Consider the following 26,013-nt stretch of genomic DNA (forward strand, 5'->3'; position numbering starts at 1 on the left):
CTGTACAATCATCATATCCCGCAGAAAGCGCTGCACCACCAATCGCCGATCACGGTGATGAAGGAGTGGCAGCTCAAGCGACCTGAATTATTTACTAAACGAGTGGTTAATCATCCGGGACCCTACAGTTAGTTACCGCAGGCTTGATTAAAACAATTGTTTGAAATAATCTCATCCAAACATGGTACGTTAATGACACCACTCACACTTAGGAACGATCCTATGTCATCCACCACACTTGATAAGTTGCAATCTCGCTTTAACCCCGAGGCGGCCAAAGGGATGCACGAAGTCTTTCAGTTTCACTTCGCCGATGCGGGCAGTCACTACTTGGATATCCAGGATGGTACGCTCGGCGTGCATGAGGGCGAGCACGACGATCCGTCGGTCAGCCTGAGCATGAGTACGGACACGCTGAAGGGCATCATGAACGGTGAGATCAATGGCATGACGGCGTTCATGACCGGTAAATTGAAGGCCACCGGTAACGTCATGCTCGCCACCAAGCTGACCAGCCTGTTCCCCAGCCAATAAACACGTCCTACTCGCGCCACCTTGCTAAATGCGTTTCAATCAAGTCGCGAGAAATGGAGTAAGGCGGCGGCAGCGACGGAAGCTGCCGCGGCGAGAACCATGCAGCATCGCTAATCTCTACACCATCGATCCGAATGCGCTTTGTCGTGGCCTCGGCAAAAAAACCCAGCATGAGCGAGTGCGGAAAGGGCCACGCCTGACTATGGTGATATCGTAACCGATCCACGTGCACCCCTACCTCTTCGAAAATTTCTCGATGCACGGCCTCCTCCGCAGACTCTCCCGGTTCGATAAAACCGGCCAACGTGGAGTAGCGCCCGGGAGGAAAGCGCGGACTGCGCGCTAGCAGCATCGCCTCACCGCTGGTGACCAGCGTAATGATACAGGGCGAAATGCGCGGATAGTTACGGTGCCCACAGGCGTGACAGTGCATAGCAAACTCGGCTTCGAGCTTGGTGGCTCTTTCTCCGCAACGTCCGCAATAACGGTGATTCTCCAGCCAAGCACCCACTTGTAGTGCCGTCGACAGCAAGCTAAACCAAGATTCGGGCAACTGTCCCAGCCACTGTCGCCCCTCTATCCAGTCGTCGCCGGGTTGGGTTTCCACCAGCAGTGCCACCGGTTCATCGTACCAATAGCACAGTGGCTGCATCTGCTCAGTCCATGGTTGGAGAGGCTGCAGCGGCGATAGCTCACTCTTGATAGGCGCAGGCGCAATGTAACTGCGAGAGACACGTATCACACGCCCCTCTTTGACATGATGGGGGATTTGGCGCTTAAGCATCGGCAGCGGATCCGTCTAGCCAGCGCAACTGATGCGCCTCACATTTGGCCTGATGAGCTGCCCGCTCCTCTTGGGTGGGGCGAATGACACGCAGTTGCCCAGGCGACAGTGATAAGCGACGCACCGAAAGACCTTCGTTCGCTTCATTCTGCTGACGCTTGTCACTGCCGCTATCGGCATCCAAGGTCAGCGCCGTTTGGCCGCCGGTCATAGCCAGATACACATCGGCCAGTATTTCGGCGTCTAGCAAAGCGCCGTGAAGTACGCGGTGTCCATTGTCGATATCATAACGTTTGCACAATGCGTCAAGATTATTACGTTGCCCCGGGTGCATTTCACGCGCCATGACCAACGTATCGAGGATTCGGCAATGGTCTCGCACCGGTCCGAGCGCGGGTGCCCGACGGCGTTTGTTGAGCATGCCAAGCTCGTGATCGATGAACCCAACATCGAAGGGGGCATTGTGAATGACCAACTCGGCCCCTTCGATGAACGCCCAAAACGCATCGGCGATCTCAGCAAATACAGGCTCGTTCGCTACTTTAGCATCATCGATGCCGTGGACCGCGACCACCTCAGCGTCGATATGGCGCTCGGGATTGATGTACTGATGGTAAGTCCGTCCGGTAAAACGACGATTGACCATCTCGACGGCACCAATCTCCACTAAACGGTGCCCATCTTTGGGATCGATACCCGTCGTTTCCGTATCTAGGATGACTTGACGCATGCCGCTCTCCTTTGATGTTCATCGATGGCTTCGTTGGCCAGCTCATCGGCACGCTCGTTGCCTGGATGGCCGCTGTGCCCTTTCACCCAGTGCCACTCTACGCGATGGCGATGCGTCTCTTCATGAAGCGTTTTCCACAGTTCGGCATTTTTGACAGGCTGCTTGGCCGCCGTTTTCCAGCCGCGTTTGACCCAGTTATGAATCCACTGGGTAATGCCCTGGCGGACGTATTGCGAGTCTGTCCATAACGCAACGCTGCAAGGCTTGTTCAAAGCACGCAGTGCCATGATCGCTGCCGTCAACTCCATGCGGTTGTTGGTGGTCTCGGCCTCATAGCCTTTCAAGGTCTTTTGGTGGGGGCCGCTTTCCAGCACCACCCCCCAGCCACCCGGGCCCGGATTTCCTCGACAGGCCCCATCGGTATACACCGTTACCTGGGGCAGCCCCTCGGCTGCTTGCTTACTCACGTTCACTTTCCTTTTGTAGACGACGTTGGCTCTGCGGGTAACGCCAGGGGGCGTCCGTGCGGGTGACACCCAGTGATGAGGGCGCCGCCGGTGCACGCAGGCCAAATTTGACTCGCTGAATCGGGGCATGGCGCTGGCGTCGCTGGGCTTGAATCATATAGCTTTCGCCCAAGGGTACGTTATGCCGCCTGCCCAGCGCCTCCCAACGTTCACCACAGGCGGTGCTCATTGGGCCACGAAAACAGCAGTAGTCTACGCGCTCCACCTCAAAATCGACAAACGCCAGCCAATCCTTGAGACGGTTCGCCGAGCGCCATTGACCGCTCCAAGGAAAGTTCGCCTGCTGCTTGCGCCAGCGCTGTGTAAGCCCGTTCAAGCCAAGGGGGTTGAAGCCAAACAGGACCAGCACCCCATTATCGGCCGTGACACGGGCGGCTTCTTGCAGCGTGTAATGAGCCTCTGGAAGATGTTCCAGCCAATGATGAAGGACCACAGTATCCAAGCAGCGGTCGGGCAGCGCCAATTGATCAGGCGGACAGACCAAGGTGGCACTGCTTTCCGCCAAGGATAGGCTGGGCGCCCAGCGGATCGGATGGGCGATGGCCGACATATCCATCATCGCTGGCCCCATGCCCATTTCTAAACTATGACCGCCTTTACGACCTTCGACCACGGGGCCTAAACAGGCGCGTTGTGTTTCCCAAAGCGCGCGCCCGGCGTCGGTTTGCCAGTAAGCCTGCGCGTTGGTCATGCGCTGGGCCAGGCTGATGGCCTTTGGCGAATTTGACATAAACGGCGCTTCCCTCCACAGTAACGGCTTTTTAACGTCTTTATGCGTCCGTTTTGGCGCAAGACCGTGCATCATAGAACGTTACGCATTTTTAGCATTCAAAGGATCTCGCCCATGATAAGCGTGACACCGATACCCGCCCTAAGCGACAACTATATTTGGCTAATAAGACAGGATACCAGTCAAAGCGTTTGCGTGGTGGACCCCGGTGAAGCAGCGCCTGTCATTGACATCCTCGAACGTGAGGCGCTCACCCTAGACACCATACTGATCACTCACCATCACCAGGATCACGTTGGCGGTTTGGATGCGCTCATCAAACGCTACTCTCCTCGCGTCATTGGCCCCGACAACCCTGACATCCAAGGAATCGACGTTCGCGTGAGGGACGGTGATCAGGTGCGCATCATGGGTCGCCTGTTCGATGTCATGGCGACACCGGGACACACTCTTGACCACATTAGTTATTTCGCTCCCGGCATTCCCGCCTTGCTTTTCTGCGGCGATACGCTGTTTTGCGCAGGCTGCGGGCGCCTGTTCGAAGGCACACCCGAGCAAATGTTCAGCTCATTGAATCGTTTAGCGGAACTCCCCGAGGATACACTGGTCTTTGCAGCGCATGAATATACGCAAGCGAACCTGACGTTTGCACGTGCTGCCGACCCTGACAATGACGCTGTGACATACGCACTGCAGGAGTGTGAGAAGGCACGGGCATTGGACCGGCCGACGTTACCCAGCACGATAGGACGCGAGCTGACGATCAACCCCTACCTGCGCGTGGGCACCGACAGCGTGCGCCAAGCGGCGGGATGCCAGGGGTCTAACGATGACAATCTCGCTACGTTCGCCACTCTTCGGGAGTGGAAGAACCGTTTTTAAGAACGCTATCGACTAGAAACGAACTCGACTATGACCTATCGAACGATTCGCCAGCGCTTATTGTTAAGCGCTGGGAGTACCGTAGTAATGGGCCTTTTTTTGGCCGCTGCAGCCAGCTCACAAGCATCTGCCACCGATCCGAATCTGACCTATACCACCGTCAATGATGCCGTGGCGAATAATGGGAACGAACGCACCGCACGCTTCCAGCCCACTGCGCTGCATCACCACTTCTGGGAGTCGCTGGTACTGGAGCCCCAGGATGCGTGGAGCTCGCTACGCTCGAGCTTCCAGTGGCAGGATAAGAACCTTCCCGCCGATGCTCAATCCAGAGTCGATGAATGGATCGAGTACTATCGCTCTAGCCCGGAAAACATCGCGGCCATTACCGAACGTGCCACACCGTGGCTCGCTTGGATCGCTCAACAAGTGAGTGACCGCGGCTTACCCGGTGAAATCGCTCTGATTCCCTTTGTCGAGAGCTCCTTTGACCCTAGCGCACGAAGCCATCTCGGTGCAGCCGGCTTATGGCAGTTCATGCCCGGTACGGGTGACGCATTGGGGCTAGTACGTAATGGCAACTATGACGGCCGATTGGATGTGGTCACTTCGACGGAAGCAGCGCTGGATTATCTGGAAATGCAGGCCGATGAGTGGTACGAGGGAGATCTGATGCTCTCGCTAGCCGCTTATAATGCGGGCGCAGGCACTGTTAACCGTGCCCAGCGCCAAGCACAGAGTCAAGGGCTAGCTGGCAAATATTGGGACCTATCACTGCCCCATGAAACCATGCAGTACGTACCCAAGTTAAAAGCCATTGCCACCATCATCAACGAACCTGACAAGTATGGCGTCAAACTGCCGGACATCCATCCAGATCCTGCCTTTGCCAAAGTGCAGCTGGAGCAGCCCGTCAGCTTGGCACAAGCATCCCAACTATTGGATGTCAGCCAATCAGCGCTAGCCGAGCTAAACCCTGGTCTGCTCAATGGCAGCCTCGACCCACGTAGCGCGCAGACGCTCCTGGTGCCAGAAGAGGTAGATACGCAGGTATTAGCTCAGCTTTCGCAAGCCAACGACACGACGCTGGCCTCGACCGCTACCCCAGAGGTGCATCGCGTCGAGCGAGGGGATAATCTGTCAACGATTGCTGCCCGATATAACGTTGATCAGCAAGACTTAATCCGCTGGAATGCTATCGAGCGCCCCGAAGCCCTTCAGCCTGGGCAGCTACTGTCACTCTCGGATCAGTAGCAGAGCCGATAGCACAGTCATACACGGGCATTATAACGTTGAGGCAAGGTTACAACAGGAAGTTTACCGATGGCACGCAGCGTCATGCTCAAAAAGACGGGATTATTGATCAGCACACTGCTGCTGAGCTGTTCGTTATGGGCCTCGGAAGAGATGCTTGGCAGCGCGCCCAGTACCGTCCCGGTCGAGACGGTACATGGGCTATCGCTTTACGATAGCCCGGCGCTACCCGAAGATTTCGCCTACTTCCCCCACGTCAACCCTCAAGCGCCCAAAGGTGGCTCCATCACTCACACTGCGGTCGGCGGCAGCTTCGACTCGACCAATCCCTTCATCATTCGCGGTACGCCAGCCACCGGCATCTCGCAAATCTATGACACATTGATGGCGAGTAACCCCAACGAGCCTTTTAGCCTTTACGGCCTGTTAGCAGAAGGCGTGCGTTTGGATCCGGAGCGTCGCTGGATCGAGTTTGACCTGCGCGAACAAGCCCGCTTTCAGGATGGAGAGCCCCTAACCGCCTACGACGTCGTTTTCTCGTTCGACCTTCTTCGCGAACAGGGCAACCCTTTTTATGCCAGCTATTACGCAGGCGTCGAGCAAGTCATCGCGTTGAACGAGCATCAGGTTCGCTTTGAATTCAATGACACCGACTCTCGAGAGCTGCCCCTGATCGTGGCGCAGCTTCCCATCCTACCCCGACATTATTGGGAGCCTCGTGATTTTAGCGCTCCGACGCTTGCCGCTCACCCTGGCTCAGGACCATACCGTATTAGTAAGGTAGACCCTGGGCGTCGCATCGTTTATCAGCGCGACGAAAACTATTGGGGTAAAGACCTGCCCGTCAATATCGGGCGCTATAACATCGATCGGGTCATCTACGAGTACTACCGGGATCGGGACATTGCCTGGGAAGCGTTCAAAGCGGGCCTCACTGATTTTCGTATCGATGCGCGTGCCGCCACCTGGGCCATCGGCTACGATTTTCCTGCTTACCGTGACGGGCTAATCGAGAGGATTACCGTACCCGACGTTAACCCATCGATGATGCAGGCGTTCGTTTTCAACCTGCGTAAAGAAAAGTTTCAGGACCCACGTGTACGAGAAGCCTTGAGCCTGACGTTCGACTTCCCCTGGCTCAATACCAATATTTTTTACAACACTTACGCCCGAACCGAGAGCTTCTTTCAAAACTCCGAAATGGAGGCGGTCGGCATGCCTTCCGATGAGGAACTGGCGCTACTACAGCCATACCGTGATGAGCTTTTGGCGTCACATCGATCAGACAGGCTGTTTACGGCGCCCTTACCCATCGATCACCCGGTTGAACTACGCGAGCGGCTGCGGTTGGCGTTAAGCCTGCTTCGTGAGGCAGGCTACCGCGTTGAGGAGGGGGTACTGGTAGATGATCAGGAGCGCCCCCTCTCCCTCGAAGTGCTCCTATATGATTCAGGGCTGGAGCGCGTGGTACAACCGATGTTACGCAACATGGCACGCCTAGGCATCCAGACGTCCATGCGCATTGTCGATATCAACCAGTACCTTAACCGGGTGCGGGATTACGACTACGACATGGTCATTAGCCACTTTCCTCAATCCAATAACCCTGGTAACGAACAGCGCGATTACTGGACCAGCGCTGCCGCCGAAGCGCCACAGAGCCGCAACCGTATGGCGCTGGCCCATCCAGCCGTCGACGCATTGGTGGAAGAGATCATTCGAGCCGATGACCGGGAGTCACTGGATACGGCCACCCGCGCCCTTGACCGTGTGCTACGTTGGGGCTTTTATGTGATTCCGCATTACCACTCTGGCGAGACACGCATCGCCGTGTGGGATAAGTTTGGCTACCCAGAACCTTTTCCTGATTACGCCATGGATCTCGATGCTTGGTGGGTAGATACCGAACGTGAAGCGGCGCTTCAGCGACGCAATCGCCGCCGATAGGCAAGCCTGCCCCGGGGTGAGTTTGAACGAATGCTGCCAACCATCGCTGATAACCAGCGCCGATAACGCTTGCCGACAACCCTCCTTGTTGTCGTCCATTCATGGAGTGCACTGTGGCTCGCTATACCTTACGCCGACTGCTACTAATGATTCCGACGCTGTTCGGTATCATGCTGCTCAACTTCATGATCGTACAAGCCGCGCCAGGCGGGCCGATCGATCAAATGCTGGCTCGCTTCGAAGGTGCCAATGCCATGGCCAGTACACGCTTGGACATGGGCGGTGCGGATGTTCAGATCAATGATGATTCCCGTGGCGCACGGGGCATCGACCCGCGCTTCATCGAGCAGCTCGAACAGCAGTTTGGTTTCGACAAACCTGCCCATGAACGCTTCATCAGCATGATGACGGACTACCTAACCTTTGATTTTGGCACCAGTTTCTTTCGTGATCGTCCGGTGATCGATTTAATGATAGAGCGGCTCCCCGTGTCGGTGTCACTCGGCCTATGGACCACCTTGCTGGTCTACCTGATTTCCATTCCTCTGGGCATTCGCAAAGCGCTACGCCATGGCTCGCGTTTCGACGTTTGGACATCGGGGCTGGTGATCGTTGGCTACGCCATTCCCGGCTTCCTATTCGCCATTCTACTCATCGTTCTGTTTGCTGGGGGAACCTATCTAGATTGGTTTCCGCTACGCGGGCTAACCTCGCCAGACTTTGACGATCTGTCGGCATGGGGCAAGATAAAAGACTACTTCTGGCATATCACGCTGCCCGTTATCGCGGCCTCAATCGGCAGTTTTGCCACCCTGACCATGCTGACCAAAAACAGCTTTTTGGATGAAATACATAAGCAGTACGTGCTTACCGCACGCGCCAAAGGTGCCGATGAGCAACGCGTGCTCTACGGGCACGTGTTTCGTAACGCCATGCTGATCATCATCGCTGGGCTGCCATCAGCCATGATTGGTATTTTCTTTACCGGTGCGCTGCTCATCGAAGTGATTTTCTCACTGGATGGCCTTGGCCTGCTTGGTTTCGAGGCCGTCATGCAGCGCGACTATCCGGTCATTTTTGGCACGCTCTTTCTCTATACCGTGATTGGCCTGCTGCTCAAACTGGTATCGGATCTTACCTACGTGTGGGTCGACCCGCGCATCGATTTCGCGTCGAGGGAGTCTTGATATGTACGCAATCACCTCTCGCCTCTCGCCCATCACGCTTCGGCGACTCGCCGCGTTTCGCGATAATCGCCGCGCGCGGGTTTCGCTGTGGCTGTTCGCCGTTCTGTTTATCATCAGCTTATTCGCCGAGCTCATCGCCAACGACAAACCCATCGTCATGCAGTACGACGGTCAGTGGTACGTGCCGCTATTAGTCGATTATCCAGAAACCGAGTTTGGTGGCTTTTTACCGACCCGCACGGATTATCTAGACCCCTTCATTCAGGAACAGATTAGCAACCACGGCTGGGCGCTCTGGCCCCTCATTCCGTTCTCATACCAAACGCTCGATATGCAGATGACGCGCCCGTCCCCTGCACCGCCAGACCGCCGCCACTGGCTAGGCACCGATGACCAAGGCCGCGATGTCTTGGCCCGCGTCATTTACGGCTTCAGGCTCTCTGTGGCGTTCGCGCTGGTATTGACGGCGGGCTCGCTGGTGATCGGTGTTATCGCAGGCGGCGTGCAGGGCTTTTTTGGTGGCAAAGTCGACTTGATCGGTCAACGAATCACCGAAATCTGGTCGGGACTGCCGGTGCTGTTTTTACTGATCATACTGGCAAGCTTCGTACAGCCAGGCTTTTGGTGGCTGCTAAGTATCATGCTGCTCTTTTCCTGGCTGGGGCTGGTCGACATCGTGCGCGCCGAATTTCTGCGCGCCCGCAACCTGGAGTACGTCCGCGCCGCAAAAGCCATGGGGTTGCCCTCTCGCCTGATCATGTGGCGCCACGTGCTGCCCAATGCAATGGTCGCTACCCTAACGTTCATTCCGTTCATTTTTACCGGCGCCATTGGGACCCTAACGGCACTGGATTTTCTAGGTTTTGGATTGCCACCCGGGGCCCCGTCGCTCGGGGAACTCGCCGCACAGGGCAAGAACAATCTGCATGCGCCGTGGCTTGGCATCACCGCCTTCATGACCCTAGCCATCATGCTGTCTCTGTTGGTGTTTATCGGGGAAGGCTTGCGCGATGCGTTCGACCCGCGCCACGTTAAGCAGCGTCCCTCTACTGTCCAGGAAACGACTCATGTCTGAGCCAACCCCACAACCGCTGCTGACACTCGATGGACTCACGGTGGCCTTTGATGGCAAGGTCGTTGTAGATGACCTTTCACTGTCGGTAAACCCGGGTGAAACGCTCGCGATCGTTGGCGAGTCTGGGTCAGGAAAGTCGGTCTCTGCGCTGGGTGCCATTGACCTATTGCCCAGCAATGCAGAAGTGCGCGGTCGACGTTGGCTAGAAGGCACCGATCTAACACAGCTAAGCAAACGTGACTGGAACGGCATTCGCGGCAACCGCGTGGGGTTCATTTTTCAGGAGCCGATGACGTCACTCAACCCTCTGCATCGCATCGGCAAGCAAATTGGCGAAACCCTCCGACTACACCAAGGCCTAAATGGCCAAGCGGCCCGGCAGAGAGCCAAAGCGCTTCTCGAGCAGGTCAAGCTGCCTCGGCCAGAAGAACTTCTGGACGCTTGGCCCCACCAGCTCTCCGGTGGCCAGCGCCAGCGGGTGATGATCGCCATGGCGATTGCTAACGACCCTGCACTATTGATTGCAGACGAACCGACGACCGCGCTGGATGTGACCGTGCAACAGGACATCCTCGCGCTACTCAAAGAGCTACGTGACCGTCACGACATGGGCGTATTGCTGATTAGCCACGATCTGAATCTGGTCCGTCGTCATGCCGATCGCGTTTGCGTCATGTACCAAGGCAAGTTGCAGGAAAGCGGTCGAGTAGAGGACGTGTTTCGCCGACCGCAAAGCGATTACACTAAAACGTTGATTGCCGCTGAGCCTGAGGGCCGCCCAGCCGAACCTTCGAACACTCACTCTTTGCTGACCACTCGACAACTCCGGGTCAGTTTCGCGCGCCCTAAAACACGCCTATTCCAGCGTCAACCGCCCGCATTCGAAGCGCTAAAAGCCACTGACCTCACCCTTACACCAGGTGAAACACTAGGCATCGTCGGCGAGTCGGGATCTGGAAAGACGACCCTTGCCTCCGCCATCATGCGCTTGGTAGCGAGCCAAGGCGACGTCAAGCTGGGCGACACGACGCTGAGCCAGTTCACTGGGGAAGCGTTACGCCGTCAGCGCTACCGTTTTCAAATGGTGTTTCAGGACCCATATGGCGCCCTATCTCCCCGTATGCCCGTGTTCGATATCATCAGTGAAGGGTTACGCTTTCACTTCCCAACGCTGAGTGAGATGGAAGTGACCGAGCGAGTTCACCGCACTCTCAGTGAGGTCGGCTTGCCAAAGAGCTGCGCCGACCGCTACCCTCATGAGTTTTCCGGTGGCCAACGTCAACGCATTGCCGTCGCTCGAGCGATCATTTTAGAGCCGGAGCTTCTTGTGCTGGACGAACCCACTTCTGCGCTCGACCGTACCGTGCAAAAGCAGCTCGTGGTGCTACTACGCGACCTTCAAGCACGCCGCCAGCTCAGCTATTTGTTCATCAGCCATGATCTCGCCGTGGTGCGCGCCATGGCTCACCGAATCATGGTGCTAAAAGATGGCGAAGTGATCGAACAAGGGAACTGCCTAGAGGTCCTGGCCGCCCCTCGCCACCCCTATACCAAGGCCCTTATCGAAGCGGCACACCTCTACTAATACGTCCCTTTTGTCGTTGGTTAACCGTTTAGTCTGTCATTTTTAAAAGGTGACGTTGGCTTTGAGAAGCGTCAACAATTAAGATAACGGTATAAAAAAGCACGCACTAAAACGCTGCCTTCAGCAGTATGCTGCGGGCAGCGTTCAACAGCGAAATACTGGCTAGAAACTAGCGATCTCTTCAGGTGTAAGCTCACGCCACTCGCATGGGGCAAGGTCATCCGGCAGCACTACGTCACCTACCGAGTGGCGGTGCAACGCAGTAACATGATTGCCTAAAGCGGCGAACATGCGTTTTACCTGGTGGTAACGCCCTTCCGTAATGGTTAGCTCCGCTTTCTTGGGAGTCACGAATCGAAGGATGGCCGGGTGCGTCGGTGTTTCTTCATCCTCAAGAAGAATCCCCTGAGCGACTTGCTCTACTGCCCATTCGGCGGTCTCGTCTTCCATAGGGTCGGCAAGCTCGGCCACGTAGACTTTAGCACAGCGATGGCGTGGCGAAGTCACCCGATGAGACCATTGGCCATCATCAGTCAGCAGTAACAGTCCGGTGGTGTCCACGTCTAAACGCCCGACTGGCTGTAATCGTTCGACCTTGGGCACGTCGATAATGTCAATCACCCGCGGATAGAGCCCCCGGCGCGCCGTGCACTCCACGCCTGCGGGTTTATGCATCATCAGGTAACGAAGGCCCACCAAGGTAAGCCGTTCGCCGTTGAGCAGTACCTCATCGTTGCCGGTATCGATCTGGGTGGCCGCCTGTTTGATAGGCTCGCCATTGAGGGTCACTTCTCCGTTTTTAAGCGCACGTTTTGCCAAACTGCGAGTCAGCGGTGTGGTTTCACTTAAAAAACGATCAAGCCGCATTATTGCCCGACTCCTGGCAGTAACGTAAAGCGATCGGCATCTTGCCAAGCAGGAAATTTGTCACGAAAAGCATCGAGTTCCGTTTTATCTAACACCCCCGTTTCAATGAACGGAGTATGGGCGGGCTGGTCGATCAGCGGTTCGCCTTTAAAATCGACCAGCATGGAGTCGCCGCTATAGGCCAGCCCCTTGGCATCTTCACCCACACGATTTACCCCTACCACATAGGCGAGGTTCTCTACCGCGCGTGCTTGTAACAGCGTACGCCAGGGATGTCGACGGGGAGCGGGCCAGTTGGCGACGCACAGGATGGCATCATACTCGAAATGTTCATCCTCTGCTGGCTGTTGGCGCATCCAAACGGGAAAGCGTAGGTCGTAGCATACGCTCAATTGAAGCTTGAACCCCTTGAGTTCGACGATATGGCGCGTTGCCCCCATCCCGTAGCGCTCGTGCTCGCCAGCCATGCGGAACAGGTGACGCTTATCGTAGTAGTGCAATTCACCGTCAGGCGTCGCCCAAACCATGCGATTGTAGAATTGGCCATCATCTACAATGGCCACACTCCCCGTCAGAACACAGTTTCTCGCCTGCGCCTGGCTCTGTAGCCACGCCACGCTCTGACTCTCGGCCATGGGCTGCGCCATCTCACGAGAGTTCATGGTAAAGCCTGTGGCGAACATCTCGGGTAACACGATCAGATCCGTATCTCTACCATCCAAATCACCGAGCAGCGCCTCTAAATGTTCATGATTGGCTTGCGGGTCTTCCCAACGTAAATCGCACTGCACCAAGCTAGTTTTCAATTGGCTCATGCCACGTCTCCTTTGCGTCGGTGTGTTCGTTGATAGTGTGCTAGATTAGCATTTTTACTTAATGAGGCTGCTATGCTTCCATCCGCTACGCGAGACCCTGAGGCGGTAAAGGGCGTTATGTTCGGCTTGACGGCCTACACTATGTGGGGGTGCTTCCCGCTCTTTTTTGCTCTATTCGATGGGGTCCCGGCTCTCGAGATTTTGATACATCGAATTTTATGGTCGTGCCTATTTCTGGTGGGATTGATCAGCATACTGCGGCGCTGGCCGCCGGTAATGGCTGCGCTGATCGAGCCCAGACGTCTAGGGCGTGTACTGGCCTGTGCGCTGCTCATTGCCTTTAACTGGGGCATTTACATTTATGCCGTCGAAACCCAACAAGTGCTTCAGGCCAGTTTAGGCTACTTTCTCACCCCTTTGGTGAACGTGGCACTGGGTATGCTAGTGCTGCGTGAAGTGATGGCCAAATTACAGCTAGTGGCCTTGGGCCTTGCCAGCCTGGCGATTACCATTCAGTTCGTCATGCTAGGCGAGTTACCGTGGATTAGCTTACTGCTAGCATTGAGCTTTGGTAGCTATGGATTGTTTCGTAAGCAGGTGCCGCTGGATGGATTATCGGGACTTTTCGTAGAAACACTGCTGCTGTTTCCTTTAGCGTTGCTCGCGCTCACGTGGATGAGCTGGCAGGGAGCGTCGCACTTTTTGCATGATGCCCCTATGTCTGCGCTTCTCGTCGTAAGTGGCGTTTTGACTGCCCTCCCTCTTATGGCGTTTGCTGGTGCGGCCCGCCGCCTACGATTAGCAACGCTGGGATTTCTGATGTACATCAACCCCAGCATCCAGTTTTTGATTGCGCTGACGGTATTCGGCGAGCCGCTAGGCCTGATTCAACTCGCCACGTTCATGATGATCTGGACGGGCTTGGCGCTCTACTCTTGGTCATCTTGGCAGTCACGCCCGCGCCAGGCGATGGCTTGAGTTCGCCAGCACTGCCTGTTGATCGCTCAAACCTTCGGCGGTTTCTTTTTCGGGCTGATACCCTACCCGGAAACCGCCCCAATGTTTGCCGTTGATATAAATAGGCACGGAGAGGTCATGCATGATCTCTCCCGTATCGCGTTTGTAGGTCTGCAGTAACAGTGGCTTTTCGTGCGTACCACAGCGACTCCCGGTTGGGTCGTCAAAAATACGCTTGCTGCGGCAGTATTTGAGATCGTGCTCATAGTCGCCAGTCGGCTCACGACTCACCGCCGCGTTATGGGTGGGTACGTAACCATTTCGATCACAGGCAATGGCATAGCTTAGGCTATATTCACCGAGTAGCGGCTCTTGGAGCGTAGGCAGTTGCTGATCAGTGAAGTGGTCATATCCCGTGTGGTAGAGCGGTGGCCGTGTACCGTCTATGGGTGCATAGTCGGGCTGGAATAGCATGGCTTCGGACAGCTCTCCTCGGGCAATAGCCGCCTCGAACAGCTTTCCGATATGATCGGCAGTGCGCCGAGCGGCTAGAAAGACCGTTTGATGCCGCCCTAGCAGCCGCTGTTGCGCTAGCTCGCCGTCGACCCCTTCGGCAGCGTCCATCAGCGCTCGCGCTTGTAAGGCGAGTTCATGCATGTTGCGATTGCCTTCGTCGACATCCTTCTCCAATTGACGCAGGCTGTCGGCGACGGTTTGGCTGTGCGCTCTGGTGCTGCTCATTGCCTCTGCAACGCTTGTGATCTCTTGCTGAACTTGATCGAACTCTTCGGTCATCGTCGCTAAACTGCTACCCACCCGCTGCATACCTTGAGAACGCTCGCGTACCCGGGTCATCAAATCTCCCATCGTGACCACCACGCTATGGCCACTTTGGTGCATATCTTTAACCAACTCGTCGACGCTCTGCGTAGCGGTAGACGTTTTCATCGCCAGATTACGCACCTCTCCTGCGACGACGGCAAACCCCCGCCCATGCTCACCAGCGCGGGCCGCCTCAATAGACGCATTCAGTGAGAGAAGATGCGTTTGCTCTGCGATATCTTCGATCATGGAGGTCACATTTCGAACGCGTTCGATTTTATCGTTGAGCGCCGTTAACATCTCAAGCGCTTGGCTAGAGCGATCGGCCACCTCAGTCATGTCGTGAATGATCGCCGTCAGCTCATCGTGATTGTGATGGCTCGCCTGCCGTGCGCTCTCAGCCAATGCGGCCACATGAGACGCACTGGCGCTCACCTGCACGATAGCGGTGTTGATCGCGCTCATGCTTGAGGATGCCTCGCTTGCCATACCCTCCTGTTTGCCCAAGCGCTGAGCCATTAGGTCGGCATAGTGAGACACTTCTGCCGAGGCGATGGCGGTACTGCTAGCCCGTTTCATCAATCGGTACGACATGGCCCGCAAGGAACCGTAATCACGCAGCGGCTTCAGTAGTTCGCGCTGACTCGAAGGTTGGTGACCCGCGTTATAAATCGCATAAAGGGCGCTGGCCACCGCCGTCACGCCGGCTAGCGTTGCGCATACCAGTGCCGCATAGGCCCATGGCCCGGAAAGCGACACTAGCAACGTCGCCACAATGATCAGTAGCAATGGTACAAGCCAACGAAATAGTCGCATATGAGTCACTCTTTTTTAATTGACGTTGTTGAGTTTTGAACGATGCGATAGGGAGAGGCTGCTCTCTCAGTGAGCTTAACGGGTTATGCTAATGAAATAAGTAGCACTTTGGGGGAAGGCCAACATAACGATGAGATAGCGTGGCCAATGCCGTCATTCAGCGCGTAACGCGCTAAACTATCAGCCCTTTTAACGTTACTTTGTCGGTACCTATTCAGCAGATGCTCAGGAGCTTATGTTCAAACGCTATTTGCCCATCTTCAACTGGCTACCTCATTACCATCAGCGTTTGCTCGGGGCAGACCTTCTGGCAGGCTTGATCGTGACCGTCATGGTCATTCCTCAGTCGTTGGCGTATGCACTGCTGGCAGGTCTGCCAGCGGTCGTGGGGCTATATGCGAGCATTCTGCCCCAGTTGCTTTATACCCTCTTGGGCACTAGCCGCACGCTGGCGGTGGGGCCTGTGGCGATCATAGCGCTCATGACAGGCGCTGCCCTCTCATCTGTGGCGGCACCAGGGTCAGCGGAGTATGTTCAAGCAGCCCTGGTACTATCACTGCTATCAGGCGCTATGCTGATGGCCATGGGTGCGCTGAAAATGGGCTTTTTTAGCAACTTTTTGAGCCACCCGGTCATATCTGGCTTCTTGACCGCTTCAGGCATATTGATTGCCGTTAGCCAGCTAGGCAGCCTACTGGGCATCTCCAGCAGCGGCTTTACCTTGGTAGAACGCCTGATGACGCTGCTTCCCAACCTCTCCACCTATAACCCCTTTACCATGGCCATTGGCGGAGGGACGCTGCTGTTTCTGGTACTGATGCGCCGTTACGGCAAACGAAGTCTGATGACATTGGGCGTGCCCGTCACGCTCGCCGATTTGATCACCAAAGCTGGCCCGGTATTCGCCGTGATCGTCACCACGCTGGTCACGTGGTATTGGCAGCTCGCTTACCGCGAAGACGTGGCGGTCGTCGGCACCATACCCAGTGGCCTGCCCGCCTTGAGTTTTCCCTGGGGCGATGTGTCACTCTGGCGGACCCTCATCATCCCCGCCATGTTGATCAGTTTAGTGGGCTTCGTGGAATCGGTCTCGATGGGTCAAATGCTGGCCGCTAAGCGGCGCCAGCGTATTTCTCCCAATCAAGAGTTGATTGGATTGGGAGCCGCCAACTTAGCGGCTGGATTCACCAGCGGCATGCCCGTCACGGGCGGGCTATCGCGCACTGTCATCAACTACGATGCAGGGGCACAAACGCCGGCTGCCGGAGCCTTTGCCGCGCTCGGTATTGCACTAGTGACCATGGCTTTTACTGGCTGGCTCTACTATCTGCCCATCGCCACTCTGGCAGCCACTATCACGGTCTCTATTTTGACGCTGGTGGATTTGCCCATGCTGCGCCAAACCTGGCGCTACTCCCGCAGCGATTTTGCCGCCATGGCGGTCACTATTCTGTTGACGCTGGTGGAAGGGATCGAAGCGGGGATCATTGGCGGGGTGACGCTCTCTATTGCACTTTTTTTATACCGCACCAGCCGCCCTCATAGCGCGCTTGTGGGCCGAGTGCCCGATACCGAGCATTTTCGTAACGTGGAGCGGCACGATGTGGAAACCGTCAGCAACGCAGCCCTACTGCGCATCGATGAAAGCCTCTACTTTGCCAATGCTCGCTATTTGGAAGATACCGTCTACAACTTGGTGGCTAGCCGCCCAGAGCTCGAGCATGTCGTGCTGATCTGTTCAGCGGTCAACTTGATCGATGCCTCTGCCTTAGAGAGCCTGGATGCCATCAATGCGCGCTTGAAGGACTCCGACGTCAAACTACACCTGTCCGAGGTAAAAGGACCCGTGATGGACCAGTTGAAAAAAAGCGACTTTCTGGAAGCGTTAACCGGGCGAGTGTTCTTAAGCACCTACGCCGCATGGCGGGAATTTTCTTAGCTTTTAGCCTCATAACTTTCTGAAAAGCCAGGCAACCGCCTGGCTTTTTACATTGCACTAAAGACTATTTGTAGTCGCCTATGAGAACAGCGTTGACAGCCTCTCCGGCCTTACCTACTATCACTCGACCACTAAGCAAAACCAAATACCGCATAGCAAAACAAAATGTAATCGAACGTAACACATCTAACAGTCACAACCACAATAAAGGAGCATTTCAATGCATCCGTTTGCTCACCGCCTGTTAATCGCCGCCCTTCCGCTCTCACTGTTAGGGGTGGCGGTCAGCCACGCTAGCGAAGTAGACCTCCCCAGCACCATGGCCTGGACCGCTTACGGCACCAACTCCAGCGGCTACGCTCAAGCTGTCGCCATCGGCAACATGCTGCAGAATAAGTACGACTCATCGGTACGCATTCTGCCCGGCGATAACGATGTCTCCCGTATGACGCCCCTCAAGCAGGGTCGTGTTGATCTGTGTGCCTGCGGCATTGCCAGCTACTATGGCGCGGAAGGGGTCATGATGTTTGCCGACCGCGACTGGGGCCCGCAGCCGCTGCGCGTGATCACGACCTCTACTGCATCGTTTGGACTATCGTTGGCGGTCGCAGGAGATCTCGGTGTCGAGACCCCAGCCGACCTAGCGGGCAAGCGCATTGCCTACATTCGTGGTGACGACGCGCTCAACAAAGGCACTGAGGCGTATCTCGCCTTTGGAGGCTTGACCTGGGATGACGTCGAACGCGTAGACTATCCGGGCTACGCTCGTTCCTTTGATGGCATTATTGCGGGTGATGTAGACGCCTCTTTTACCACCACCGTGACACCGCCCGCTCAGCAGCTTGCCAGTAGCCCACGCGGCGTCAGCTGGCCAGTACTGGATCCTAACGATGAGGCAGGCTGGGAGCGCATGGCTGCCGTCGCGCCCTACTTCCGCCCCCATGAAGTCACCGCTGGGGCTGGTGGTATCAGCGCCGATAATCCGGTGCCTAGCGCCAGCTACCCGTATCCGATTGTGGTCGCCAACCAGGATCTCGATGACAGCGTCGCTTACGGCTTGATCAAAGCGATGCAAGAGAACTACGACGACTATAAAGATAACGCGCCGGGGGCGGTGGGCTACGCACTCGAGTACCAGGATTTACAGTGGGTGATTCCTTTCCACGACGCCGTAGTGGAGTACTACAAAGAGATCGACGTGTGGACCGATGAGATGCAGGCCCACCAAGACCAGCTCGTCGAGCGGCAAAACGTATTGATGCAGGCCTGGGAGCAGTTCATGCAGGATGCCCCCAGCGATGCCGATACGTTTACCACCGATTGGATGGCCGCTCGCGCTTCAGCCCTCGCCGAGGCTGGATTCGAGCCGATCTTCGAGTAACTCGCCATGGGGCGGCGCTCGCCGCCCCTGCCGATGGATGGAACGCCCTATGAGCACTGAAACACCACCTGCCAACACGGCGCAGGTCAAAGAAAAGATCAGCCAAATTCGCGAGCTGCCCCTGGCCCTTCGTTGGGTACCGGCCACCGTCACCGTGCTCCTCATGATGATGACGCTGGACTACCTGTTTAACTGGGGCTGGCTCACGTTCGTCACCGGGCTAGAAACGCAGTTTTACTACGCAGTGGTGGCACTGCTTCTGCCGCTGGTGTTTCTGCTATGGCCCATGCGCAGCAGCCAGCAGGAGCAACCCATTCCCTGGTATGACTACCTGTTGAGCGCCGCAACGCTGATCGTAGGCGGCTACTTTGTTTACAACGCCGTCCCTATTCTCGAGCGCGGCTGGGCGTTTGCCGCTCCTGATATCGCCATTTATTTCAGCTATGCCTACTGGTTACTGATCATCGAAGCCGCTCGACGGGCGGGCGGCCTGCCCATTGCGATCATTGCTGGACTGTTTTCTCTTTACCCGTTGGTCGCCGATATCGTCCCTGGACCTATCCAAGCGTTCCCTTCCAGCCTCTCTGAAACGGCGATGTACCACACCATGAGCACCGAAAGCATCATGGGGGTACCGCTACAGGCCTTCGCAGGCTTGGTGATCGGCTTTCTGGTCTTTGGCGTGGTGCTGCAAAAAAGCGGCGGCGGCAAGTTTTTCATTAATCTGGCATTTGCACTGCTTGGCCATGTGCGCGGTGGCCCGGCCAAGGTATCGATTTTCTCCAGCGGTTTGATGGGCTCCATGAGCGGCAGTGTGATCAGTAACGTGTTGACCACCGGGGTGCTCTCAATTCCCGCCATGCGCCGGATTGGCATGAGCCGCTCGTTTGCCGGCGGCGTGGAAGCCTGCGCCTCGACGGGTGGCGTGTTGATGCCGCCTGTCATGGGGGCCACCGCGTTCGTGATGGCAATGTTTCTGGACATTCCTTACGCCGCCGTCGCCCTGGCGGCGGTGATCCCGTCCATTCTCTATTTTCTAGGTCTGTTCATTCAAATCGATGCCTATGCCGCGCGCAACGACATCAAAGGCCTACCCGCCATTGAGCTACCCTCGATCAAACAAACGCTAAAAGAGGGCTGGTACTTTATTTTCGTTTTCGGCCTGCTGGTATGGATGCTGCTGGTCATGCAGCGCGAGGCCGTGGCCCCCTTCTACGCCACCGCCCTGCTGTTGGTGCTCAATCAGCTCTCCAAGCACAACCGCTGGGGCTGGAAGGATGTCACGGAGACATTGTCATCCGCGGCCAAACTGTTTGCCGAACTGATCGCCATTCTAGCGGGCGTTGGCATGTTGGTCGGTGCGCTCTCCATGACCGGCTTGTCGGGCACCATTGCCAACGACTTCATCAATATCGCCGGTGGTAGCGTGCCACTGCTGTTGATCATGGGCGCGGTCACCAGCTTCGTGCTGGGCATTGGCATGACCGTCACCGCGGCTTACATCTTCCTGGCGGTGGCGCTGGCTCCTGCACTGATTCAGGGCGGCGGCCTGGATCCCATGGCGGTTCACATGTTCATTCTCTACTGGGGCATGCTCAGCTTTATTACCCCTCCCGTCGCGCTGGGTGCCTTTGCAGCAGCCACCGTGGCAGGCGCCCGCCCGATGGAAACCGGGCTGCAGGCCATGCGTCTAGGCAGCGTGATTTACTTTATTCCTTTCCTATTCGTACTCAACCCTGCGCTGATCATGCAGGGCGAACCACTAATGATCGTTGCCGTGTTCATCCAAGCGGTGATCGGCATCGTTCTGTTTGCCTCTGCCATGCAAGGTTACCTAATGGGCGTGGGTCGGCTGGGCTACGGCGCCCTACAAGAAATGGTCATCCGCGCGCTCGTAGTCATAGCGGGCCTGCTACTGGCACTACCCGGTGGTTGCATGGTGCCCCTCAGCCAGTGGGAATTAATCGGCTTGGCCGCAGCGGCGCTGCTACCGGGCATTGCGCTTGCGCGTCTAAGCCAACGCCATCACCAGCGTTCGCTCACTGCTAACGCTTAATGTCACTCCGAGGAGTCTTATGAGCACAAAAACAACCCTCACTCTTGTACTCGGTAGTTTAACGGCGGGGTTGCTGGCGGCAGGGAGCGTTAGCGCCATGCCTAGCACCTTGAACTGGACAGCTTACGGCACCGGCACCAGCGGCCATGCGCAGATCATGGCGATCAGCCAGCTGCTTCAGGAGGAGCATGGCACTCAGTCCCGGGTCATTCCCGGTGAAAACGACACCATGCGCATGACCCCACTGAAAACCGGTCGTGTGGATCTGTGCGCCTGCGGCATTGCCAGCTACTACGGCTCCGAAGGCGTGATGATGTTCGCGGGGCCGGACTGGGGCCCGCAGCCGATCCGCGTGATTTCAACCTCCATGGCCAGCTTTGGGTTAGGCATGGCGGTAGCAGGCGACGTAGCGATGTCATCCATCGCCGATCTTGAAGGTAAACGATTAGCTTATCTTCGTGGCGACGACGCGCTGAACAAAGCCGCCGAGGCCTATCTGGCGTTTGCCGGACTGACCTGGGATGACGTTGAACGTGTCGATTTCCCCGGCTACAACGCCGCCTTCGACGGTATTATCAGCGGTCGTGCCGATGCCGCTATTACTACGACGGTGACGCCTGCCGCCCAACGCTTAGCGGCAAGTCCGCGTGGATTGCAGTGGCCGGAGCTACCCACAGAAGACGAAGCAGGTTGGGCTCAGATGCTAGAGGTGGCGCCCTACTTCCAACCCCACGACGTCACTTCAGGCGCAGGTATTAACGCTGACCAGCCGCTTGCCAGCGCCAGCTATCCCTATCCGATCATGGTGGGCAACGCTGATTTAGCGCCAGAAACCGTCACCGGCCTGATTACCACGCTGGTGGAATCGTTCGACGACTACAAGGATAACGCCCCGGGGGCCAGCGGCTATGCGCTGGAGAACCAAAATATGACCTGGGTAGTGCCTTTCCACGACGCCGTGGTCGAGTATTACCGAGAAAGCGGCGTATGGACCGATGACATGGACGCCCACCAAAACGCCCTGGTGGCGCGTCAGCAGCTTCTGATGGATACCTGGGATACCTACCAAGCCAATGCGCCAGAAGAGGAAACGGCGTTCATTGACGGCTGGATGGAAGCACGCCGCACGGCCCTTGAAGACGCCGGATTAAACCCCGTTTTTTAATGAGGCTGCATCGCTATCCGCCAGCAGTGCAACACGTTCGGCCGCCTCAGTGCGGCCTTTTCTTTAGCTTTTTTATTTCGCAATGCAGAATCATGTTTTGAATTATTGACTCCAACGGTCTCTTTCGCCATGATCACTGAATTCCAAATAACGATCTTATATTTCACATAGAGAAACACGGAGCCTCTATGAGTGTTCACTATCAGCGACACGGCCAGGTCGGCGTCATTAGTATCGCGAACCCGCCGGTCAACGCTTTGGGCCAAGCAGTGCGAAGCGGATTGCTTAGCGCATTGAAAGAGGGCATCGCAGACCAACAGGCCAAAGCACTGGTGGTGATGGCAGAGGGGCGTACCTTTATCGCCGGGGCCGATATACGCGAGTTTGGCAAGCCACCCCAAGCACCGCTGTTACCGGATGTCATTACGCAATTAGAAGCCTGCCCCAAACCACTCATCGCATCGTTACACGGCACCGCGCTGGGTGGCGGCTTAGAAGTGGCACTGGGCTGCCACTACCGTGTTGCGCTGGCTGGCACCCGCGTGGGTTTACCGGAAGTGAAGCTGGGCTTGCTGCCTGGCGCGGGCGGTACCCAGCGGCTGCCCCGTTTGGTAGGTGTAGAAAACGCCTTGGAGATCATCACCAGCGGGCGGTTTGTGAAAGCCGCTGAAGCCCGGGATCTCGGCATCATCGATGCCATCAGCGATGCCCAAACGCCGCTGGAGGCAGGTTTGGCAGCGGCCCAAGCGATCCTCACAGGACAACGGCAGGCGCGCATTACCGGGCAGTTACCCTCCCCAGAAGCCAACCCCCAGGCCATTGCTACCATGCGAGAGCAGCTTGAAACCAGCGTGCCGGCACTGTTCTCTCCGTTTCGCATTGTAGAAGCCGTTGACGCCTGCACCAAAGCCGCGTCGCTGGAAGAGGGTTTGCGTCGCGAGCGTGAGCTATTTCTGGCTTGCATGGATTCTCCGCAGCGCGCAGGGCTGATTCACCTGTTTTTTGCCGCCAGAAATCCCCATGTGGTGCCCGGCGTCGACAGTGCTCAGCCCTTTGCGCATATCGCCCTCGTCGGTGAGCATCCGCTATTCGACACGCTCCTGAAAGCGGCCCAGCGCTCTGAGCTCACGCTGACCCACACACCAGACGCCAGCACCGAACTATGCCTGCTCGCCCCTGGCGAAGATGCCAGTGCCTGCCCTTCTCAAGCGGTCACCGTAGCGCTGCAGTTACTTACCGCAAATGCCTCAACATCGCCTATCAGCTTAGTGCTTTCCGAACGCGGCCCTTTCCATGAGCTGGTCAATCACGGTGCCAACGCAGCCGATCAGCAGCGGGTGGCCTTAACGCTCAAAGCGCTACGAGCCAACGTGGTGGCGACTCAGTGTCACAGCGTGCTGAGAACGCTTTATCACGCCGCAAGACAAACGCCCGACAACGATGCTCAGTCCGCCATGGAGCAGGCGAGCCTGACGCTGGCGCAGCAGGGGGCCTGCTACCGCGAGAGCGACATCGATCTGCTGGCGGTGGAAGCGTTGGGCTACCCACGCCATTTGGGTGGGCCGCACCGCCAAGCCACACTGCCATCCCCTTCATCGACTCACAAAAAGACGCCTTCCGAGGATGCACACTCATGAACCTGACGTTTAGCCCCGAAGAGCAGGCATTCCGCGAGAAAGTCCGCCGATTTCTAGCCGATGCACTGCCCAGCGACATTCGTGAGCGCGTGCGTTTAGGCCGCCATCTGCGCGCCGATGACCATATCCGCTGGCAGAACATTCTCAGCGAGCAAGGGTGGCTTGCGGCCAACTGGCCCGTCGAACATGGCGGCCCAGGCTGGGGCCCGGTGCAGCGGCATATCTTCGACGAGGAGTGCGCGGCCGCCCACGCCCCTACCGTGGTACCCTTTGGCGTCAATATGGTCGCGCCGGTGATCATGAAATTCGGCAGCGTCGAGCAGCAACGGCACTACCTGCCGCGAATTCTTAATAACCAGGATTGGTGGTGCCAGGGCTACTCCGAACCCGGCGCCGGCTCGGATCTGGCCGGTTTATCCACCCGCGCCGTGCGTGATGGCGACCACTACATCGTCAATGGCCAGAAAACCTGGACCACCCTGGGCCAGCACGCCAACATGATGTTCTGCCTGGTACGCACAGACCCCCACGCCAAAAAACAGGCGGGCATCAGCTTTTTGCTGATCGATATGCAGAGCCCCGGCATCACCGTGCGCCCCATTATCACCCTCGACGGCGCCCACGAAGTCAACGAGGTGTTTCTCGACAATGTCCGCGTGCCGTTAGAAAACCGCGTCGGTGAAGAGGGCCAGGGCTGGACCTGCGCCAAGTTCTTGCTCACCCACGAGCGCACCGGAATTGCCGGGCTTGGTCACGCCAAGCAGGCGCTGCGTCATTTGAAGTCGCTCGCCACCCGTGTGCAGCATCGCGGTAAACCGCTTCTATCGCTACCCAGCTTTCGCCAGCGGGTGGTGAAAGCCGAGCTTGAGCTGATGGCGCTGGAAGTGACTAACCTGCGCGTGATTGCCGCCGCACGGGATGGCGGCGTTCCTGGGGCGGAAAGCTCGCTGTTGAAAGTGCGCGGCTCGGAACTGCGCCAGGAGATCAGCGAACTTACTCGCCGCGCACTTGGCCCTGCCGCCCTGCCGTTCTTCCCTGAGTTTCTCCATGGCGACGAGTCGCTAGATGACAACGACGCCCAAAGTGCTGCCGCCAGTGCCCAGTACTTTAACCGTCGCAAGCTATCGATTTATGGCGGTGCTAACGAAATTCAGAAAAGCATCGTCGCTAAAACCATTTTAAGAATGTAGGGGGTCACCATGGATTTTGCACTTACCGACGAGCAGCGAATGCTCGAAGAGACACTGACACGCTTGGTGGCCGACCAGGTCACCCCCGAGCAGCGCCGTGCCATGCTGGAAGCGCCCGCCAAAGGCGCCAGCCCGCTGTGGCGCACCTTTGCCGAGCTGGGCCTGCTGCACATGCCGTTTAGCGAAGACGTGGGCGGGCTAGGCGGCGACGGCACCGATCTGATGATTATTATGCAGGCGCTAGGACGCGGATTGGTTCCTGAAGCTTACCTGTTTGGCCTCGTTATGCCCGGTCAGTTACTCGCCCTATGTGCCAACCCCACGCAGCAGGAGCGCTGGCTTGCTCCGCTGTTGGAAGGTGAACACCAGCTCGCTTTTGCTTGGCAAGAGCAAAACGCCCGCTATGATGCCTTCGATATATCGACCCAGGCGAGCCAGCAAGAGGGCCAGTGGCAGCTTAACGGGTGTAAAGATGTGGTCATCAACCTAGACAATGCCACCGCCACGCTGGTCAACGCCCAACTGCCCAGCGGCAAGATCGGGCTGTTCATCGTGCCTGCCAATACCCAAGGCACCACGGTACGCACCTATCGCACTATGGATGATCAGCACGCCGGTGACCTGACGCTGAATAACGTGACGCTGCCGCTAGAGAACTGCTTAAGCGAAGACGCAGGTGACGCGCTGGCAGCGGTGCTGGCGCTAGGCCGCGCCGCGCTGTGTGCCCAGGCCATCGGCGCCATGGAAACCGCCTGCGACCAAACGTTGGCCTACTTGAAAGAACGCAGGCAGTTTGGCCTGCCGCTGGCCACATTTCAGTCCCTACAGCATCGCATGGTGGATATGCACCTGCACCTAGAGCAGTCGCGCTCCATGGCGATTCTCGCCGCCACCAGCCTCACGCTGCCTGCTAACGAGCGGGACTATAAAATCGCCGCGGCCAAGGCGTACTGCGGCGAGTCCGCGCGCTTTATCGCCGAACAGGCCATCCAGCTGCATGGTGGAATGGGCATGACCGACGAGTGCTTCGTGGCCCACTACGCCAAACATCTGGTGATGTTCGATCACTACCTGGGCGACAGCGACTATCACCTCGAGACGGTGAGCGAACAGCTCGACGCCGCTTAAGGAGC

Annotated in this window: 22 protein-coding genes and 1 pseudogene; 16 read left to right on the forward strand and 7 right to left on the reverse strand. The window is 57.0% G+C overall.

Going from position 1 to position 26,013, the window contains the following annotated elements:
- Window positions 1-132, forward strand: a pseudogene (locus MHM37_RS12115) (IS481 family transposase); the annotation flags it as partial.
- A 90-nt stretch (window positions 133-222) separates the two neighbouring features.
- Complete coding sequence (locus tag MHM37_RS12120; RefSeq protein ID WP_139527677.1) at window positions 223-534, forward strand: SCP2 sterol-binding domain-containing protein; 312 nt, start codon at window positions 223-225, stop codon at window positions 532-534.
- A gap of 7 nt (window positions 535-541) precedes the next feature.
- Here MHM37_RS12120 and nudC read toward each other — a convergent pair whose 3' ends face one another.
- The 4 genes from nudC to MHM37_RS12140 are packed head-to-tail and all read right to left on the reverse strand — an operon-like array spanning window position 542 to window position 3,305.
- Window positions 542-1,318 carry an NAD(+) diphosphatase gene (gene nudC / locus MHM37_RS12125; RefSeq protein ID WP_139527680.1) on the reverse strand — a complete coding sequence of 259 codons (777 nt, stop codon included), beginning with the start codon at window positions 1,316-1,318 and terminating at the stop codon, window positions 542-544.
- Window positions 1,311-2,048, reverse strand: coding sequence for a DNA polymerase III subunit epsilon (dnaQ, locus tag MHM37_RS12130; RefSeq protein WP_139527682.1), 738 nt, complete (start codon window positions 2,046-2,048; stop codon window positions 1,311-1,313). The genes nudC and dnaQ overlap by 8 nt, the downstream gene beginning before the upstream one ends.
- Window positions 2,030-2,515 carry a ribonuclease HI gene (gene rnhA, locus MHM37_RS12135; protein ID WP_239296900.1) on the reverse strand — a complete coding sequence of 162 codons (486 nt, stop codon included), beginning with the start codon at window positions 2,513-2,515 and terminating at the stop codon, window positions 2,030-2,032. The genes dnaQ and rnhA overlap by 19 nt, the downstream gene beginning before the upstream one ends.
- Window positions 2,508-3,305: a methyltransferase domain-containing protein gene (locus MHM37_RS12140; RefSeq protein WP_239296899.1), complete on the reverse strand. Its 798-nt coding sequence runs from the start codon at window positions 3,303-3,305 to the stop codon at window positions 2,508-2,510. The genes rnhA and MHM37_RS12140 overlap by 8 nt, the downstream gene beginning before the upstream one ends.
- Window positions 3,306-3,419: 114 nt before the next feature.
- Between MHM37_RS12140 and gloB the strand changes: the two genes are divergently transcribed.
- The 6 genes from gloB to MHM37_RS12170 all read left to right on the forward strand — a co-directional run bounded on the left by gloB (window position 3,420) and on the right by MHM37_RS12170 (window position 11,235).
- Window positions 3,420-4,187 (forward strand): hydroxyacylglutathione hydrolase, encoded by a 768-nt coding sequence (gloB, locus tag MHM37_RS12145; protein ID WP_239296898.1) that lies wholly within the window; start codon window positions 3,420-3,422, stop codon window positions 4,185-4,187.
- A gap of 30 nt (window positions 4,188-4,217) precedes the next feature.
- Complete coding sequence (locus tag MHM37_RS12150) at window positions 4,218-5,441, forward strand: transglycosylase SLT domain-containing protein (RefSeq protein ID WP_139527689.1); 1,224 nt, start codon at window positions 4,218-4,220, stop codon at window positions 5,439-5,441.
- 69 nt (window positions 5,442-5,510) lie between these two features.
- Window positions 5,511-7,388, forward strand: a complete 1,878-nt coding sequence (locus MHM37_RS12155; RefSeq protein ID WP_239296897.1) for an extracellular solute-binding protein — start codon at window positions 5,511-5,513, stop codon at window positions 7,386-7,388.
- Window positions 7,389-7,501: 113 nt separating this feature from the next.
- Window positions 7,502-8,575 (forward strand): microcin C ABC transporter permease YejB, encoded by a 1,074-nt coding sequence (locus MHM37_RS12160; RefSeq protein ID WP_139527693.1) that lies wholly within the window; start codon window positions 7,502-7,504, stop codon window positions 8,573-8,575.
- Between the two features lies 1 nt (window position 8,576).
- Window positions 8,577-9,650 (forward strand): ABC transporter permease, encoded by a 1,074-nt coding sequence (locus tag MHM37_RS12165; RefSeq protein ID WP_239296896.1) that lies wholly within the window; start codon window positions 8,577-8,579, stop codon window positions 9,648-9,650.
- Window positions 9,643-11,235 (forward strand): dipeptide ABC transporter ATP-binding protein, encoded by a 1,593-nt coding sequence (locus tag MHM37_RS12170; protein ID WP_219863684.1) that lies wholly within the window; start codon window positions 9,643-9,645, stop codon window positions 11,233-11,235. Before MHM37_RS12165 ends, MHM37_RS12170 begins: the two co-directional genes overlap by 8 nt.
- Window positions 11,236-11,397: 162 nt before the next feature.
- On the opposite strand, the gene MHM37_RS12175 is transcribed toward MHM37_RS12170, so the two are convergent.
- Both MHM37_RS12175 and MHM37_RS12180 read right to left on the reverse strand, forming a co-directional pair.
- Entirely contained in the window at window positions 11,398-12,102 is a 705-nt protein-coding gene (locus MHM37_RS12175; protein ID WP_219863681.1) for a pseudouridine synthase, read from the reverse strand.
- Window positions 12,102-12,917 (reverse strand): amidohydrolase, encoded by an 816-nt coding sequence (locus MHM37_RS12180; protein ID WP_219863679.1) that lies wholly within the window; start codon window positions 12,915-12,917, stop codon window positions 12,102-12,104. Before MHM37_RS12180 ends, MHM37_RS12175 begins: the two co-directional genes overlap by 1 nt.
- A 72-nt stretch (window positions 12,918-12,989) precedes the next feature.
- Here MHM37_RS12180 and rarD point away from each other — a divergent pair, with 72 nt between their 5' ends.
- A complete protein-coding gene (gene rarD, locus MHM37_RS12185; protein ID WP_139527702.1) occupies window positions 12,990-13,895 on the forward strand; it encodes an EamA family transporter RarD in 906 nt (301 codons plus the stop codon).
- On the opposite strand, the gene MHM37_RS12190 is transcribed toward rarD, so the two are convergent.
- Complete coding sequence (locus MHM37_RS12190) at window positions 13,869-15,512, reverse strand: methyl-accepting chemotaxis protein (protein ID WP_219863677.1); 1,644 nt, start codon at window positions 15,510-15,512, stop codon at window positions 13,869-13,871. The genes rarD and MHM37_RS12190 overlap by 27 nt on opposite strands.
- Before the next feature lie 235 nt (window positions 15,513-15,747).
- Here MHM37_RS12190 and sulP point away from each other — a divergent pair, with 235 nt between their 5' ends.
- The 7 genes from sulP to MHM37_RS12225 all read left to right on the forward strand — a co-directional run bounded on the left by sulP (window position 15,748) and on the right by MHM37_RS12225 (window position 26,008).
- Entirely contained in the window at window positions 15,748-17,451 is a 1,704-nt protein-coding gene (gene sulP, locus MHM37_RS12195) for a sulfate permease (RefSeq protein ID WP_239296894.1), read from the forward strand.
- A gap of 220 nt (window positions 17,452-17,671) precedes the next feature.
- Window positions 17,672-18,832, forward strand: coding sequence for a TAXI family TRAP transporter solute-binding subunit (locus tag MHM37_RS12200; RefSeq protein WP_139527707.1), 1,161 nt, complete (start codon window positions 17,672-17,674; stop codon window positions 18,830-18,832).
- A gap of 49 nt (window positions 18,833-18,881) precedes the next feature.
- Window positions 18,882-20,888, forward strand: coding sequence for a TRAP transporter fused permease subunit (locus tag MHM37_RS12205; protein ID WP_239296892.1), 2,007 nt, complete (start codon window positions 18,882-18,884; stop codon window positions 20,886-20,888).
- Between the two features lie 19 nt (window positions 20,889-20,907).
- Window positions 20,908-22,053, forward strand: a complete 1,146-nt coding sequence (locus MHM37_RS12210; protein WP_153843300.1) for a TAXI family TRAP transporter solute-binding subunit — start codon at window positions 20,908-20,910, stop codon at window positions 22,051-22,053.
- Window positions 22,054-22,241: 188 nt separating this feature from the next.
- The gene (locus MHM37_RS12215) at window positions 22,242-23,690 is read left to right on the forward strand and encodes an enoyl-CoA hydratase/isomerase family protein (RefSeq protein WP_239296891.1); all 1,449 of its coding nucleotides are present in this window, start codon (window positions 22,242-22,244) and stop codon (window positions 23,688-23,690) included.
- Window positions 23,687-24,880: an acyl-CoA dehydrogenase family protein gene (locus MHM37_RS12220; protein WP_153843298.1), complete on the forward strand. Its 1,194-nt coding sequence runs from the start codon at window positions 23,687-23,689 to the stop codon at window positions 24,878-24,880. The genes MHM37_RS12215 and MHM37_RS12220 overlap by 4 nt, the downstream gene beginning before the upstream one ends.
- 9 nt (window positions 24,881-24,889) lie before the next feature.
- Window positions 24,890-26,008, forward strand: coding sequence for an acyl-CoA dehydrogenase (locus MHM37_RS12225; RefSeq protein WP_239296890.1), 1,119 nt, complete (start codon window positions 24,890-24,892; stop codon window positions 26,006-26,008).
- Window positions 26,009-26,013 lie beyond the last annotated feature (5 nt).

Source organism: Halomonas sp. MMH1-48 (assembly GCF_022348105.1).
In the GTDB taxonomy this organism is placed as follows: domain Bacteria; phylum Pseudomonadota; class Gammaproteobacteria; order Pseudomonadales; family Halomonadaceae; genus Vreelandella; species Vreelandella piezotolerans.

Bases quoted from the DNA above. Each gene is read 5' to 3' on its own strand.
- MHM37_RS12190 (WP_219863677.1), bottom strand. From the start codon at position 15,512: ATGCGACTATTTCGTTGGCTTGTACCATTGCTACTGATCATTGTGGCG.
- gloB (WP_239296898.1), top strand. From the start codon at position 3,420: ATGATAAGCGTGACACCGATACCCGCCCTAAGCGACAACTATATTTGG.
- MHM37_RS12215 (WP_239296891.1), top strand. From the start codon at position 22,242: ATGAGTGTTCACTATCAGCGACACGGCCAGGTCGGCGTCATTAGTATC.
- rarD (WP_139527702.1), top strand. From the start codon at position 12,990: ATGCTTCCATCCGCTACGCGAGACCCTGAGGCGGTAAAGGGCGTTATG.
- MHM37_RS12200 (WP_139527707.1), top strand. From the start codon at position 17,672: ATGCATCCGTTTGCTCACCGCCTGTTAATCGCCGCCCTTCCGCTCTCA.
- MHM37_RS12140 (WP_239296899.1), bottom strand. From the start codon at position 3,305: ATGTCAAATTCGCCAAAGGCCATCAGCCTGGCCCAGCGCATGACCAAC.
- MHM37_RS12165 (WP_239296896.1), top strand. From the start codon at position 8,577: ATGTACGCAATCACCTCTCGCCTCTCGCCCATCACGCTTCGGCGACTC.
- MHM37_RS12120 (WP_139527677.1), top strand. From the start codon at position 223: ATGTCATCCACCACACTTGATAAGTTGCAATCTCGCTTTAACCCCGAG.
- MHM37_RS12155 (WP_239296897.1), top strand. From the start codon at position 5,511: ATGGCACGCAGCGTCATGCTCAAAAAGACGGGATTATTGATCAGCACA.
- MHM37_RS12225 (WP_239296890.1), top strand. From the start codon at position 24,890: ATGGATTTTGCACTTACCGACGAGCAGCGAATGCTCGAAGAGACACTG.
- MHM37_RS12150 (WP_139527689.1), top strand. From the start codon at position 4,218: ATGACCTATCGAACGATTCGCCAGCGCTTATTGTTAAGCGCTGGGAGT.
- MHM37_RS12170 (WP_219863684.1), top strand. From the start codon at position 9,643: ATGTCTGAGCCAACCCCACAACCGCTGCTGACACTCGATGGACTCACG.
- MHM37_RS12210 (WP_153843300.1), top strand. From the start codon at position 20,908: ATGAGCACAAAAACAACCCTCACTCTTGTACTCGGTAGTTTAACGGCG.
- dnaQ (WP_139527682.1), bottom strand. From the start codon at position 2,048: ATGCGTCAAGTCATCCTAGATACGGAAACGACGGGTATCGATCCCAAA.
- sulP (WP_239296894.1), top strand. From the start codon at position 15,748: ATGTTCAAACGCTATTTGCCCATCTTCAACTGGCTACCTCATTACCAT.
- MHM37_RS12220 (WP_153843298.1), top strand. From the start codon at position 23,687: ATGAACCTGACGTTTAGCCCCGAAGAGCAGGCATTCCGCGAGAAAGTC.
- MHM37_RS12175 (WP_219863681.1), bottom strand. From the start codon at position 12,102: ATGCGGCTTGATCGTTTTTTAAGTGAAACCACACCGCTGACTCGCAGT.
- MHM37_RS12205 (WP_239296892.1), top strand. From the start codon at position 18,882: ATGAGCACTGAAACACCACCTGCCAACACGGCGCAGGTCAAAGAAAAG.
- nudC (WP_139527680.1), bottom strand. From the start codon at position 1,318: ATGCTTAAGCGCCAAATCCCCCATCATGTCAAAGAGGGGCGTGTGATA.
- MHM37_RS12180 (WP_219863679.1), bottom strand. From the start codon at position 12,917: ATGAGCCAATTGAAAACTAGCTTGGTGCAGTGCGATTTACGTTGGGAA.